Origin of the sequence: Pseudomonas sp. ACN8 (assembly GCF_002303925.1) — a bacterium.
Taxonomy (GTDB): Bacteria; Pseudomonadota; Gammaproteobacteria; order Pseudomonadales; family Pseudomonadaceae; genus Aquipseudomonas.
Genome location: NZ_MRCS01000002.1, coordinates 15891 through 28235 on the forward strand (window position 1 = coordinate 15891; position 12345 = coordinate 28235).

Consider the following 12345-nt stretch of genomic DNA (forward strand, 5'->3'; position numbering starts at 1 on the left):
TCAGACCTCGGACGGGGTAGCGGCGCGATTGAGTTCGGCCAGCGACAGGTTGTGGTCGAACAGCGGCGCCAGGCTCTGGTCGTGGCTGACGAACAACAGGCTCGACCCGGCTTCGCGGCACTCGGCGAACAGCAGGCGAATGAAGTTCTCGCGGGCGTCGTAATCGAGGGCCGAGGTCGGCTCGTCGGCAATCACCAGTTCCGGTTGACCGATCAGCGCGCGGGCGGCGGCGACCCGTTGCTGCTGGCCGATGGACAGCGAGTCGGCGCGGCGACCGAGGATGTTTTCATCCTTCAAACCCAGGTGGGCGAGCAGCGTGGCGGCGGCTTTGTCGACGCTGCCGTGGCGTTGTTTCGCCCGTTCGGCGCGCAGTTTCGAGAAGTGGCAGGGCAGTTCGACGTTTTCACGCACCGACAGAAACGGCAGCAGGTTGAACTGCTGAAAGATGTAGCCGGTGTGATCGACGCGGAAGTGGTCGCGGGCACCGGCCGAGAGTTGCGTCAGTTCCTGGCCGAGCAGGCGGATGCTGCCGCGATCAGGCTTTTGCACGCCGCCGAGCAGGCCGAGCAGTGTGGTTTTGCCGCTGCCGCTGGGGCCTTTGAGGAACAGGGTTTCCCCGCGCTCCAGGCGAAACGCCGGGATGTCCAGCAGCGGCGGGTGACCGGGCCAACTGAAGCCCAGGTCGGACAGTTCGATGAGTGCTTGGGTCATGTGAAACCGGTCTGGTTGGTGGTGAACCCTGTGGGAGCGAGCCTGCTCGCGATGGTGTATCAGTCGATACCAATGTATCTGACACTCCTTCGCGAGCAGGCTCGCTCCTACAGGGGATCATCGGTGGATTCAGAATTTCAGGGCGGCAGCCTTGGCCGTCACATCAACCCCTTGCTGCCCGCTCGGGCCGATCAGTTGTACCTGAATTTTCTGGGTGGCCGGGAAGCGGGTGAAAATATTCGCCAGGTCCAGCGACTTCAGTGCCGCCGGCGTGGCGCAGGTGAACTGATAGCGGGCGTGGATTTCGCTGTGATCATCGTGATGTTCGTGGCCGTCTTCGTCTTTGGCGTCTTCATCGTGATCATCGTCGGCATCGGGCTTGTCGCCGAACAGCGGGCTTTCCAGTTCCTGGTTCTCCACCACGCAACCGGCGGCTTTCGGCAGGTTGAACAAGGCCAGTGGTTGCTCGAGCAGAGCACGCACGGCGGCGACTTTGGCTTTGTCTGCATCGCTGGTGGCGACGTGCTCGAAACCCACCAGGTTCATGGCCGGGCTTTCCAGTTCCAGCTCCAGGGTCTTGCCGTCCAGCGCCGCATTGAGGCGTCCCACGCCATGTTCATGGGCATCCAGGCTGCCATGCTCATGATCGTGTTCGTCGGCGGCATGGGCGACAGCCAATGGCAACATGGCAAACGGCAGGGCGAGAAGCAGGCGACGCATGGCGAGTCTCCGAAAAGTAAAATGAAGAAAATGTTATGTAATCTTATAACGTAAGTGCGGAGAGTTTGACTGCCTGCTTGGCGTTGCACAAGTCCCATGGGAGCATGTCGGGAAGAAATGTGCGGGAGCAGAGCTATGTTGCGAATTCGCGGAAGCATCGGCGACTGGCCGGTGGATCTGACCCTGGAGATGGACGACGCGGACTGGGCGCGACTGGGCGCGCAGTTGCAGGTGGAAAAGTCCCCGGCCAACGTGCCGGCGGCAAAACCGCTGAATCAGGATGATGCGCTGTGGCAGATCGCCAGGGATCTGCTGCGCAAGGCCGGGCAGCTCAGCGGGCCGGACCTGCTCGATCAACTCGAAGGCCTGACCGGCAGTGCGGCGGCGGGCAAGCGCCTGCTGGTGCGTTTGCGCCATAGTCCCGAGGTGAAGGTGGTGAGCGGCGGGGATACACCGATCTATAGCTGGTTGTAGGAGCGAGCTTGCTCGCGAGAGATGCCAAAGCGCCGCGGTTACACAGCTAGCCATCGTTATCGTTGGCGTCCATCGCGAGCAAGCTCGCTCCTACAAGGGCGTGATCAGTACAGTGCCGCAAACAACTTGCGGCGGTAGGTGCTCACCAGCGGATGATCATTGCCCAGCAACTCGAACACCTGCAGCAAGGTCTTGTGCGGCAAGCCTTCGCTGTAGCTGCGGTTACGGGTGAACAGCTTGAGCAATGCATCCAGCGCGGCGTCGTATTGCTGACGGGCCAGTTGCTGGATCGCCAGTTGATAGACCGCCTCATCGTCCAGCGGGTCTTTCGCCAGTCGGGCTTTCAGGTCGGCGGCATCCGGCAAGTCCTTGGCCAAACCGAGAAACTTGATCTGTGCCTTGGCGCCGGCCAGCGCGGCCTTGTGCTCGTCACTCTTGACCGCATCCAGCACGGCTTGCGCTTCACCCAGTTCACCGCGCTCGGTCAAGCAGCGGGCGTAGAGGATCAGTGCCTTGGCGTTGGTGTTGTCTTCACCCAGGATCACTTTGAGCAGCGCTTCGGCATCGGCAAAGCGGCTGTCATCGAACAGCGCCTGGGCCTGTTCGAACGGGTCGGCGGCGGCCGGTGGCGGCATCTGCACATGGGGTTCGAGCAGGGCGCGCACAGCGGATTCCGGCTGGGCACCGGCAAAGCCGTCTACCGGCTGGCCGTCCTTGAACAGCACCACGGTCGGCAGGCTGCGAATGCCGAAGCGGGCGACGATGTCTTGTTCTAGGTCGCAATTGACCTTGGCCAACAGCAATTCACCCTGATAGCTCTCGGCAATGCTCTGCAACATTGGCATCAGGACTTTGCAGGGCGCGCACCATTCGGCCCAGAAATCCACCAGCACCGGCTTGTGGAAAGAGTTCTCGATCACCGACTGGTCGAAATCGGCAGTCGTGGCGTCGAAGATGTACGGCGTTTCCTGACTCATGGGCAATCTCGTAAAAGCGTGAATGGGGCAACTATACGGCTTGGTGGGGGCGCGCCGGAAGCGGGGTGGCCGTTAGAGATGTTTCGTCTGACAAGACGTCATCGCGAGCAAGCTCGCTCCCACAGGGATTGAAGTCGGCCACAAGACTTGTGGTTCACACTAACCACTGTAGGAGCGAGCCTGCTCGCGATGCTTTTATCTAGCGTTGTGCGTGGTAGAGGCTCACATGCCGAAACTCGTGGGGCTCGGCCAGATCCGGCAGGGTCATGGCCTCCAACATCTCTATGCGCCGGTACAACGGATGGCGAAAATCCCGTACTCGGGAATCCGCCACCAGTGCCTCTCGGCCGCGGCTGAGGAACTGGTCGAGCAGCGGCAGGTTGGCCCGGTCGTACAGTACATCCGCCACCAGGATCAGATCGAAGCGATCGGCCTCGGCGAAAAAATCAGTGGAGTAATTGAGCTGTACGTCATTGAGCTCGGCATTGGCCCGACACGCGGCAATCGCCAGCGGGTCTAGGTCGCAGGCCAGCACCTCCAGCGCGCCGGCCTTGGCCGCGGCAATCCCCGCCACCCCGGAACCGGCACCGAAATCCAGCACCCGCTTGCCTTTGACCCAATGCGGGTTTGCGGCCAGATAACGGGCCACGGCCAGGCCGCTGGCCCAGCAGAAACTCCAGTACGGCGGCTCATGCAGGATGCGCCGGGTTTCTTCCGGGCTGAAGGCGCGGTCCATGTTGTCGCCGTCGATCAGCCACAGCTGCAAGTCGGTTTCCGGCAGCGGGCAGGCCACCAGTTGCGCATCACCGAGCAATTCAGCCAAGGCCCGTTGCAGGTCGAGCGGTGCACTCATGGGGCTTTGACGAATTGCAGTTGGCCCAGGGCCTGGGTGGTCGGCTGGGTAATCAACTGCGACGGCAAGTGCAGGATCAACTGCCCGGACTGACTGGCACGGCCTCGCAGTTCAACGCGGGCCCCGGTCGGGAAGGATTGCGGATTGAAGCGCAGGTGAAACGCCAGCACCTGGTTGTTGCCGATCAGGCTGGAACTGGCGAGCAATTGTTGCGGGCGGTCCTTATCGTCGATCACCAACAGCGCCAGTTCGACTTCAGCGCCGGCTGGAACGCCTTGCAAGGTGCCGCTCAGTTCGCGTTGATGGGCGGGTAGCGGGCCGAGTTCAGCAGCCTCGCGGGCTTTCTTCTGCGCTTGCTGTGGCGCCGGGCCAGGCGTTGGCGGCTGAGGCTTGGGAGCATCGCTGCCGCAAGCCACCAGCAGGCTGAAAACACTGAGCAAAATGAGTGGACGTAACGACATTGGTGGCTCCGTAAACCTGAATTCCATGGATCAAGTGATCATCCCGTCTGTATACCGCAAAGCCTATGGCTTGTCTTGCCACGGGGATGCGCTACCATGGCCCTCCCTTTTTTTGTTGCCTGCCACCATGCACTGTCCCTTCTGCGGTGCCAACGACACCAAGGTCATCGACTCGCGTCTGGTCGCCGAGGGCGAACAGGTGCGCCGCCGGCGTGAATGCCTGGCCTGCGGCGAGCGCTTCACGACGTTCGAGACGGCTGAACTGGTGTTGCCGCGCCTGATCAAAACCGACGGCAGTCGCCAGCCGTTCGACGAAGAAAAACTCCGCGCCGGCATGCAGCGCGCGCTGGAGAAGCGCCCGGTGAGTGTCGAGCGCCTCGAATCGTCGCTGGTGCACATCAAACACAAATTGCGCGCCACCGGCGAACGCGAGGTCAAATCCCTCGTGGTCGGCGAACTGGTGATGGCCGAGCTGCAGAAGCTCGACGAAGTCGCCTACATCCGCTTCGCTTCGGTGTATCGCCGCTTCCAGGACCTCAACGAGTTCCGCGAAGAGATCGATCGCCTGGCCCGTGAACCGGTGAAAGAATGACCACGCCCGCAGAACAAGCCATCCTCGATGCTCATTTCATGGCCCGCGCCCTGGAACTGGCGCGCAAGGGGCATTACACGACGCACCCCAATCCGCGGGTCGGTTGCGTGATTGTGCAGGGCGGGCAGATTGTCGGTGAAGGCTGGCACGAGCGCGCCGGCGAGCCCCACGCTGAAGTCCACGCCCTGCGCGCGGCCGGCGAGCAGGCTCGTGGCGCCACCGCTTATGTGACGCTTGAACCTTGCAGCCACCACGGCCGCACACCACCTTGCGCCGATGCACTGGTCAATGCCGGTGTGACCCGCGTGGTCGCAGCGATGCAGGACCCGAACCCGGAAGTCGCCGGTCGCGGTCTGCAACGCCTGGAACAGGCGGGCATCGCTACCGAAAGCGGCGTGCTGGAAGGCGAGGCGCGCAAGCTCAATCAGGGCTTTCTGAAACGCATGGAGCACGGTTTGCCGTTCGTGCGGGTCAAGTTGGCCATGAGCCTGGACGGGCGCACGGCGATGGAAAGCGGCGAAAGCCAGTGGATCACAGGTACAGCGGCGCGCTCGGCCGTTCAGCGTCTGCGCGCGCAAGCCAGTGTGGTATTGACCGGTGCCGACACAGTGCTGGCGGACAACGCGCGGTTGACCGTGCGCGCCGATGAGCTGGGGCTGGATGCAGAGCAAACGGCCTTGGCCATGAGCCGTCCGCCGCTGCGGGTGCTGGTTGACGGTCGCCTGCGGGTACCGCTGGATGCACCGTTCTTCAAGGCTGGCCCGGCGCTGGTCGCCACCTGCGTGGCGGTGGAAGAGCAATACGCCAACGGTCCGGAATGCCTGATCGTGCCGGGCTACGATGGCCAGGTCGATCTGCGTCAGTTGCTGGTTGAACTCGCCGTCCGTGGCGTCAACGAGGTTTTGGTCGAGGCCGGCCCGCGTCTGGCGGGTGCCTTTGCCCAACTCGGTCTGGTGGATGAGTTCCACATCTTCATTGCCGGCAAGTTTTTGGGTTCCTCGGCGCGGCCGCTGCTGGACTGGCCGCTCGCGCAAATGAAGGATGCGCCCGAGCTTAAAATCATCGAAATTCGTGCGATCGGCGATGACTGGCGAGTCATCGCCATTCCTTTGCCAGCAGCAGGCGTATAATTTCCGGCCATCGCGCAAGCGCGGGCTTTGTTCTCGAGGAGAACCTCATGTTTACCGGCATCATCGAATCCATCGGCAGTATTCGTGCATTGACCCCAAAGGGCGGTGATGTGCGGGTTCATGTCGAAACCGGCAAGCTCGACCTGAGCGACGTCAAACTGGGCGACAGCATCGCGGTCAACGGCGTGTGCCTGACCGCCGTCGAGTTGCCGGGCAATGGCTTTGCGGCGGACGTCAGTCGCGAAACCCTTGACTGCACCGCCATGAATGACCTGAAAAGCGGCAGCCCGGTCAATCTGGAAAAAGCCCTGACCCCGACCACTCGCCTCGGCGGGCACCTGGTCAGCGGTCACGTCGACGGCGTGGGCGAAGTGGTTGCCCGTACCGAAAACGCGCGTGCCGTGGAGTTCCGCATCCGTGCGCCGAAGGACCTGGCCAGGTACATCGCCCATAAAGGCTCGATCACCGTCGACGGCACCAGCCTGACCGTGAACGCAGTCGATGGCGCCGAGTTCCTGCTGACCATCATTCCCCACACCCTGAGCGAAACCATCATGGCGTCGTATCAGCCAGGTCGCCGGGTGAATCTTGAGGTCGATTTGCTGGCCCGTTACCTGGAGCGTTTGCTGCTGGGCGACAAGGCCGCAGAGCCAGCCTCCAGTAACATCACCGAAAGCTTTCTGGCCGCCAACGGCTACCTCAAATCCTGACTCAAGGGGGTGCCTTGTGGCGCTCAATAGCATCGAAGAACTGGTTGAAGACATCCGCCAAGGCAAGATGGTCATCCTCATGGATGACGAAGACCGCGAGAACGAAGGCGACCTGATCATGGCCGCCGAGTGCTGCAAGCCCGAGCACATCAACTTCATGGCCAAGCATGCCCGGGGCCTGATCTGCATGCCGATGAGCCGCGAGCGCTGCGAACTGCTCAAGCTGCCGTTGATGGCGCCGCGCAACGGTTCCGGTTTCGGCACCAAGTTCACCGTATCGATCGAAGCGGCCACCGGCGTGACCACCGGCATTTCCGCCGCCGACCGTGCGCGCACCGTGCAGGCTGCTGCCGCCCGTGATGCCAAGGCTGAAGATATCGTCAGCCCCGGCCACATCTTCCCGCTGATGGCCCAGGCCGGCGGTACCCTGGCCCGTGCCGGCCACACCGAAGCGGCGTGCGACCTGGCGCGCATGGCCGGTTTCGAGCCGAGCGGCGTGATCTGCGAAGTGATGAACGACGACGGCACCATGTCCCGTCGCGCCGAACTGGAAGCTTTTGCCGCCGAACACGACATCAAGATCGGCACCATTGCCGACCTGATTCACTACCGGATGATCCACGAACGTACCGTTCAGCGGATTGCCGAGCAGCCGCTGGACAGCGAACTGGGCCAATTCAACCTGGTGACCTATCGTGATTCCGTGGAAGGCGACGTGCACATGGCGCTGACCCTGGGCAACGTGTGTGCCGAAGAACCGACCCTGGTTCGCGTGCACAACATGGACCCGCTGCGCGACCTGCTGATGGTCAAGCAACCGGGCCGCTGGAGCCTGCGCGCCGCCATGGCCAAGGTTGCCGAGGCCGGCAGCGGCGTGGTGCTGTTGCTCGGTCACCCGCTCGATGGCGATGTGTTGCTGGCGCACATCCGCGAAACCGCCGATCACGCCGCGGTGAAAAAACCGACCACCTACAGCACTGTCGGTGCCGGTTCGCAGATCCTGCGTGACCTGGGCGTACGCAAAATGCGCCTGATGTCGGCACCCATGAAATTTAATGCGATATCCGGTTTCGATCTGGAAGTTGTAGAATACGTGCCCTCCGAATAATGACCGGTTGTTTCCGGCCTTGAATTCGCGGTTCAAATATCACCGAGGGATGCGTACGAGACGCGTCCCGGCTCTTTAAGAGATCTATCGAATGACCCTGAAGACCATCGAAGGTACCTTCATCGCCCCTAAAGGCCGCTACGCTCTGGTAGTGGGCCGTTTCAACAGCTTCGTCGTTGAAAGCCTGGTCAGCGGTGCAGTTGATGCCCTGGTTCGCCACGGCGTGAGCGAAAGCGACATCACCATCATCCGCGCGCCTGGCGCCTTCGAAATTCCGCTGGTTGCGCAGAAAGTCGCCCAGAAAGGCGAATTCGCGGCAATCATCGCCCTGGGCGCGGTCATTCGTGGCGGCACTCCGCACTTCGAATACGTGGCTGGCGAATGCACCAAGGGCCTGGCCCAGGTGTCCATGGAGTTTGGCGTTCCGGTCGCTTTCGGCGTCCTGACCGTTGATTCCATCGAACAAGCCATTGAACGTTCCGGCACCAAGGCCGGTAACAAAGGTGCTGAAGCTGCCCTGTCCGCTCTGGAAATGGTCAGCCTGCTGGCGCAGTTGGAGGCCAAGTGATTAGCGACGAAAGCGATCGTTTCAACCCGCGCGATCCAAAGCCTGCGGATGCCGGCAAGCCATCGAAAAGCGTCAAGCGTCGCGAAGCCCGTCAGCTCGCGACCCAGGCGCTGTACCAATGGCACATGGCCAAGCAATCGCTGAACGAGATCGAAGCGCAGTTCCGGGTCGATAACGATTTCAGCGATGTCGACGGCGCGTACTTCCGAGAAATCCTGCACGGGGTTCCGCAGTTCAAGACCGAAATCGACACCGCGCTCACGCCATGCCTGGATTTGACCATCGAAGAGCTGGACCCGGTTGAACTGGCGGTTCTGCGCCTGTCCACCTGGGAACTGCTCAAGCGCGTCGACGTGCCGTACCGCGTTGTGATCAACGAGGGTATCGAACTGGCCAAGGTCTTCGGTTCCACCGACGGCCACAAGTTCGTCAACGGTGTGCTCGACAAGCTGGCCCCGCGTCTGCGTGAAGCTGAAGTGAAGGCGTTCAAGCGCTGATTGGCGCTTGGAATGTCGACACGAAGTCATGGGCGAGTTTGAGCTGATCCGCAATTTCTTCGCCGCCGCGCCTTGTGCGCAGGGCGGCGAAGGCGTTGCCCTCGGGATTGGCGATGACTGCGCCTTGCTGGCTGTTCCTCCCGGGGAGCAGTTGGCAATTTCTACCGATACGTTGGTGGCCGGCGTGCACTTCGCCGATCCCTGCGATCCGTTTCTGCTCGGTCAGCGCTCGTTGGCCGTGGCCGTCAGCGACCTGGCTGCCATGGGCGCCACCCCCGTTGCCTTTACCCTTGCCCTGACCTTGCCGACGGTGACTGCCGATTGGCTGCAGGACTATGCCCGTGGTTTGAATGCCATGGCGCAAAGCTGCGGTGTGGCGTTGGTGGGGGGCGACACCACCCGTGGGCCACTAAGCATGACCATGACTGTGTTCGGTCGCGTACCCGGTGGCCAGGCGTTGACCCGCAGCGGAGCACAACCGGGCGACCTGCTGTGTGTCGGCGGCGACCTGGGCAATGCCGCCGGTGCCCTGCCATTGGTGCTCGGTCAGCGCACGGCCCCAGCGAGCATCGCCGAGCCGTTGCTGGCGCATTACTGGTCGCCGCAACCGCAGCTCGGCTTGGGTCAGGCGCTGCGGGGCAGGGCCACTTCGGCGATGGATATCTCTGACGGACTGCTCGCTGATTGCGGGCATATCGCGCTGGCTTCGAAGGTCGGTGTCGAAGTCGAGCGGGATCGTTTGCCGCTGTCGCGGAGCCTGGTCGACTTTCTCGGTCAATCGGACGCACAGGTTGCGGCCCTGAGCGGCGGCGACGATTACGTCCTGGCCTTCACGTTACCGTCCGTCGAGTTGCCGCTGTTGCTGGCCGATGGCTGGCCGATCCATGTAATCGGGCAGGTGGTGACGGGGCAGGGCGTGAGGCTGCTGGACGCCGATGGCAAAGACATCACCCCGCAAACCCGGGGTTATCAACATTTTCGGGAGTCACCGTGACAGATCATCCCAAACAGGTCCCGGCGGAATTCGTACCGCCGTCGGTCTGGCGCAATCCATGGCATTTCCTGGCGTTCGGCTTCGGCTCGGGCACCTTGCCAAAGGCGCCCGGCACTTGGGGGTCGTTGGTTGCGCTGCCCTTTATTCCGTTGTGGCAAATGCTGCCCGACTGGGGTTACTGGCTGATGCTGGGCATCACCATGCTGTTCGGCTTCTGGCTGTGCGGCAAAGTGGCCGACGATTTGCGGGTACACGACCATGAAGGCATCGTCTGGGACGAAATGGTCGGGATGTGGATCACCCTGTGGCTGGTGCCGGAAGGCTGGCAGTGGCTGCTGGCGGGTTTCTTGATGTTCCGTTTCTTCGACATTCTCAAGCCATGGCCGATCCGCTGGATTGACCGGCACGTACATGGCGGTGTCGGCATCATGCTCGATGATGTCCTGGCCGGGGTGTTCGCCTGGTTGGCGATGCAGGGACTGGTGTGGTTTTTCGCCTGACCGGGAGGGACGCCGACGTCACCCTGTGGGATAGTGTCTTGCGGGCGAATATCAAACATTTTGATAGTTATCGCCGATAATTCAGCCTAAGCGTCCTCCGGAACCTGCTGTTACAATGCCGGCTCTGCGAATCTTCAGACTTTTAGATCAGGAGCACACCGGTGCCTGTCGTTTTTGTCGCCGCTTCCAAGCTGCCAACGCCTTTTGCGCAATTCACCATGCATGGCTTTCTCGATGAAGCCACCGGCCGCGAGCACGTTGTGCTGAGCCTGGGTGAGATTGCCGACGGTGCCCCGGTACTCGGCCGGCTGCACTCCGAATGCCTGACGGGCGATGCCTTGTTCAGTCAGCGTTGCGACTGTGGCTCGCAACTGGAGGCCGCCTTGCAGGCCATCGCCCGCGAAGGTCGTGGCGTCTTGCTCTACCTGCGCCAGGAAGGCCGGGGCATTGGCCTGCTGAACAAGATCCGAGCCTATGAGCTGCAGGACGGTGGCGCCGATACCGTCGAAGCCAACGAACGCCTGGGTTTTGCCGCCGACCAGCGTGACTACGCCATGTGCCTGCCAATGCTGGAGCACCTGGGCGTGAAGTCCCTGCGCCTGATGACCAACAACCCGCGCAAGGTCAAGGCCTTGACCGACATGGGTATCGTGGTCGCCGAGCGCGTGCCGCTGCACACCGGCCACAACCCGCATAACCGACTCTACCTGGCGACCAAGGCCAGCAAGCTCGACCACATGATGGGCAATGAGCATCAGGGCGAGGTAGACCGGGCGTGACCCGCGGTCAGGTGCGGCGGCGACTGTCCTTCAACTGGTGGCAATATCTGGCACTGGCCTTGTTGCCATTGTTTGTGATCAACGCGCTGTTCGGCCAGAGCGAAGCCATTCTGCCGGTGCTGGCGATGCCGTTGTTCATCGCCGGAGTCGCCTCGATGTTTGTCAGCCTGAAGTTTTTCGGCGCCTACAAACACGCGCTGATCGCTACCCAGAAAGCCCTCGATACTCCTGAAGAACCTGGCGCCTGGATCAGTCTGGCAGCCAAGCGGCGCACGGCATTCCTGGCCGCCGGGCTGCCGGCCTGGATCGCTGCCCTGGCGGTGTTCGTCGGCCTCGAAGCCGTGCCGCTGATGCTGCTGGCACTGTCGACCGCGGTGCTGTTCTACCTCTACCGTATTCCACGTCAACTCGGTTGATGCGCGCGCTCTGGCTGGCGGTGTTGCTGCCGGTCGCCAGTGGCTCGGCCGTCGCGGTCGAACGGGTTGTCAGCCTCGCCCCGTCGCTCTCTGAAATCGTCGTTGAACTGGGTTCCGCCGACCTCCTGGTCGGTGTGCTGGACGCCGGTGAACGGCCTGCCGAACTCAAGGGCCTGCCCTCCGTTGGCCGCTATGGCCAGCTGGACATGGAGCGGTTGCTCAGCCTGAATCCCGATCTGTTGCTGCTATGGCCCGGTAGTGTTGGCCCGGCCCAGCGTGACCAGCTCAAGCGCCTGAATATTCCCACCTACGTCGCCGAACCCCACAGCCTGAACCAGCTCGCCGCACAGATCGAGACCATTGCCGCCCAGCTCGGTCGGCCTGAACGCGGAGTTTCATTGGCCGGCGATTTACGCCGGCGGCTGGATGAATTGCGCCTGCGCTATCGCCGGGACAAGCCGTTACGAGTGTTTTATCAGGTCTGGGATCGGCCGCTGTATACGGTCGGCGGCGAGCAGATTATCAGCGATGCGCTGGAAGTCTGTGGTGCGAAAAACGTGTTTGCCGACCTGAAACTGCCGGCACCACAAGTCAGCGTGGAAGCCGTGTTGCAGCGTAATCCCGAGGTGATTCTGGCCAGCGATCAGGCGCAGCTTGATGCGTGGAGAGCCTGGCCGCAGGTGGCGGCGGTGGAGCAGGGCCAATTGCGTTTGGTGACAGATAAAGGCCTGGAGCGACCGAGCGGGCAGATGATTGAGGCAACTGCAAAGCTTTGCCATTTGATTGCGCCAGACCGCTGAGACCGAGGTGCCTTCATCGCGAGCAAGCTCGCTCCCACAATGGATCTATGTTGTT

At 62.2% G+C, this 12345-nt stretch carries 17 protein-coding genes; 12 read left to right on the plus strand and 5 right to left on the minus strand.

The window, feature by feature from the left end:
- Both BSF44_RS01350 and BSF44_RS01355 read right to left on the minus strand, forming a co-directional pair.
- Positions 1 to 711, minus strand: coding sequence for an ABC transporter ATP-binding protein (locus tag BSF44_RS01350; protein ID WP_057713120.1), 711 nt, complete (start codon positions 709 to 711; stop codon positions 1 to 3).
- A 129-nt stretch (positions 712 to 840) separates the two neighbouring features.
- Positions 841 to 1431 carry a DUF2796 domain-containing protein gene (locus BSF44_RS01355; protein WP_095941936.1) on the minus strand — a complete coding sequence of 197 codons (591 nt, stop codon included), beginning with the start codon at positions 1429 to 1431 and terminating at the stop codon, positions 841 to 843.
- A gap of 135 nt (positions 1432 to 1566) precedes the next feature.
- Between BSF44_RS01355 and BSF44_RS01360 the strand changes: the two genes are divergently transcribed.
- A complete protein-coding gene (locus BSF44_RS01360) occupies positions 1567 to 1905 on the plus strand; it encodes a hypothetical protein (protein WP_095941937.1) in 339 nt (112 codons plus the stop codon).
- Positions 1906 to 2009: 104 nt separating this feature from the next.
- Here the strand turns inward: BSF44_RS01360 and trxA are convergent, their stop codons facing one another.
- The 3 genes from trxA to BSF44_RS01375 all read right to left on the minus strand — a co-directional run bounded on the left by trxA (position 2010) and on the right by BSF44_RS01375 (position 4196).
- Positions 2010 to 2882 (minus strand): thioredoxin, encoded by an 873-nt coding sequence (trxA, locus tag BSF44_RS01365; RefSeq protein WP_008053844.1) that lies wholly within the window; start codon positions 2880 to 2882, stop codon positions 2010 to 2012.
- A 199-nt stretch (positions 2883 to 3081) separates the two neighbouring features.
- Positions 3082 to 3735 carry a methyltransferase gene (locus BSF44_RS01370; RefSeq protein WP_095941938.1) on the minus strand — a complete coding sequence of 218 codons (654 nt, stop codon included), beginning with the start codon at positions 3733 to 3735 and terminating at the stop codon, positions 3082 to 3084.
- The gene (locus tag BSF44_RS01375) at positions 3732 to 4196 is read right to left on the minus strand and encodes a YbaY family lipoprotein (protein ID WP_095941939.1); all 465 of its coding nucleotides are present in this window, start codon (positions 4194 to 4196) and stop codon (positions 3732 to 3734) included. The genes BSF44_RS01370 and BSF44_RS01375 overlap by 4 nt, the downstream gene beginning before the upstream one ends.
- 127 nt (positions 4197 to 4323) lie before the next feature.
- Between BSF44_RS01375 and nrdR the strand changes: the two genes are divergently transcribed.
- The 11 genes from nrdR to BSF44_RS01430 all read left to right on the plus strand — a co-directional run bounded on the left by nrdR (position 4324) and on the right by BSF44_RS01430 (position 12290).
- The gene (gene nrdR / locus BSF44_RS01380) at positions 4324 to 4788 is read left to right on the plus strand and encodes a transcriptional regulator NrdR (protein WP_003228656.1); all 465 of its coding nucleotides are present in this window, start codon (positions 4324 to 4326) and stop codon (positions 4786 to 4788) included.
- Positions 4785 to 5918 (plus strand): bifunctional diaminohydroxyphosphoribosylaminopyrimidine deaminase/5-amino-6-(5-phosphoribosylamino)uracil reductase RibD, encoded by a 1134-nt coding sequence (gene ribD, locus BSF44_RS01385; protein WP_095941940.1) that lies wholly within the window; start codon positions 4785 to 4787, stop codon positions 5916 to 5918. The genes nrdR and ribD overlap by 4 nt, the downstream gene beginning before the upstream one ends.
- 47 nt (positions 5919 to 5965) lie before the next feature.
- Positions 5966 to 6628 carry a riboflavin synthase gene (locus BSF44_RS01390; protein ID WP_095941941.1) on the plus strand — a complete coding sequence of 221 codons (663 nt, stop codon included), beginning with the start codon at positions 5966 to 5968 and terminating at the stop codon, positions 6626 to 6628.
- 16 nt (positions 6629 to 6644) lie between these two features.
- Positions 6645 to 7736 (plus strand): bifunctional 3,4-dihydroxy-2-butanone-4-phosphate synthase/GTP cyclohydrolase II, encoded by a 1092-nt coding sequence (ribBA, locus tag BSF44_RS01395; RefSeq protein ID WP_095941942.1) that lies wholly within the window; start codon positions 6645 to 6647, stop codon positions 7734 to 7736.
- Positions 7737 to 7827: 91 nt separating this feature from the next.
- The gene (gene ribE / locus BSF44_RS01400) at positions 7828 to 8304 is read left to right on the plus strand and encodes a 6,7-dimethyl-8-ribityllumazine synthase (RefSeq protein ID WP_003228649.1); all 477 of its coding nucleotides are present in this window, start codon (positions 7828 to 7830) and stop codon (positions 8302 to 8304) included.
- Positions 8301 to 8801, plus strand: a complete 501-nt coding sequence (gene nusB, locus BSF44_RS01405) for a transcription antitermination factor NusB (protein ID WP_003185935.1) — start codon at positions 8301 to 8303, stop codon at positions 8799 to 8801. The genes ribE and nusB overlap by 4 nt, the downstream gene beginning before the upstream one ends.
- A gap of 28 nt (positions 8802 to 8829) precedes the next feature.
- Positions 8830 to 9795: a thiamine-phosphate kinase gene (thiL, locus tag BSF44_RS01410; protein WP_095941943.1), complete on the plus strand. Its 966-nt coding sequence runs from the start codon at positions 8830 to 8832 to the stop codon at positions 9793 to 9795.
- Positions 9792 to 10295, plus strand: a complete 504-nt coding sequence (locus BSF44_RS01415; RefSeq protein ID WP_007970166.1) for a phosphatidylglycerophosphatase A — start codon at positions 9792 to 9794, stop codon at positions 10293 to 10295. Before thiL ends, BSF44_RS01415 begins: the two co-directional genes overlap by 4 nt.
- Positions 10296 to 10456: 161 nt before the next feature.
- The gene (ribA, locus tag BSF44_RS01420; RefSeq protein ID WP_056728926.1) at positions 10457 to 11074 is read left to right on the plus strand and encodes a GTP cyclohydrolase II; all 618 of its coding nucleotides are present in this window, start codon (positions 10457 to 10459) and stop codon (positions 11072 to 11074) included.
- Positions 11071 to 11490, plus strand: a complete 420-nt coding sequence (locus tag BSF44_RS01425) for an MFS transporter (RefSeq protein ID WP_095941944.1) — start codon at positions 11071 to 11073, stop codon at positions 11488 to 11490. The genes ribA and BSF44_RS01425 overlap by 4 nt, the downstream gene beginning before the upstream one ends.
- Complete coding sequence (locus BSF44_RS01430; protein WP_095941945.1) at positions 11490 to 12290, plus strand: cobalamin-binding protein; 801 nt, start codon at positions 11490 to 11492, stop codon at positions 12288 to 12290. The genes BSF44_RS01425 and BSF44_RS01430 overlap by 1 nt, the downstream gene beginning before the upstream one ends.
- Positions 12291 to 12345: the final 55 nt, after the last annotated feature.

Excerpts from the sequence above, each read along its gene's own strand:
- BSF44_RS01350 (WP_057713120.1), bottom strand. The coding sequence starts at position 711 with ATGACCCAAGCACTCATCGAACTGTCCGACCTGGGCTTCAGTTGGCCC.
- BSF44_RS01355 (WP_095941936.1), bottom strand. The coding sequence starts at position 1,431 with ATGCGTCGCCTGCTTCTCGCCCTGCCGTTTGCCATGTTGCCATTGGCT.
- BSF44_RS01360 (WP_095941937.1), top strand. The coding sequence starts at position 1,567 with ATGTTGCGAATTCGCGGAAGCATCGGCGACTGGCCGGTGGATCTGACC.
- trxA (WP_008053844.1), bottom strand. The coding sequence starts at position 2,882 with ATGAGTCAGGAAACGCCGTACATCTTCGACGCCACGACTGCCGATTTC.
- BSF44_RS01370 (WP_095941938.1), bottom strand. The coding sequence starts at position 3,735 with ATGAGTGCACCGCTCGACCTGCAACGGGCCTTGGCTGAATTGCTCGGT.
- BSF44_RS01375 (WP_095941939.1), bottom strand. The coding sequence starts at position 4,196 with ATGTCGTTACGTCCACTCATTTTGCTCAGTGTTTTCAGCCTGCTGGTG.
- nrdR (WP_003228656.1), top strand. The coding sequence starts at position 4,324 with ATGCACTGTCCCTTCTGCGGTGCCAACGACACCAAGGTCATCGACTCG.
- ribD (WP_095941940.1), top strand. The coding sequence starts at position 4,785 with ATGACCACGCCCGCAGAACAAGCCATCCTCGATGCTCATTTCATGGCC.
- BSF44_RS01390 (WP_095941941.1), top strand. The coding sequence starts at position 5,966 with ATGTTTACCGGCATCATCGAATCCATCGGCAGTATTCGTGCATTGACC.
- ribE (WP_003228649.1), top strand. The coding sequence starts at position 7,828 with ATGACCCTGAAGACCATCGAAGGTACCTTCATCGCCCCTAAAGGCCGC.
- thiL (WP_095941943.1), top strand. The coding sequence starts at position 8,830 with ATGGGCGAGTTTGAGCTGATCCGCAATTTCTTCGCCGCCGCGCCTTGT.
- BSF44_RS01430 (WP_095941945.1), top strand. The coding sequence starts at position 11,490 with ATGCGCGCGCTCTGGCTGGCGGTGTTGCTGCCGGTCGCCAGTGGCTCG.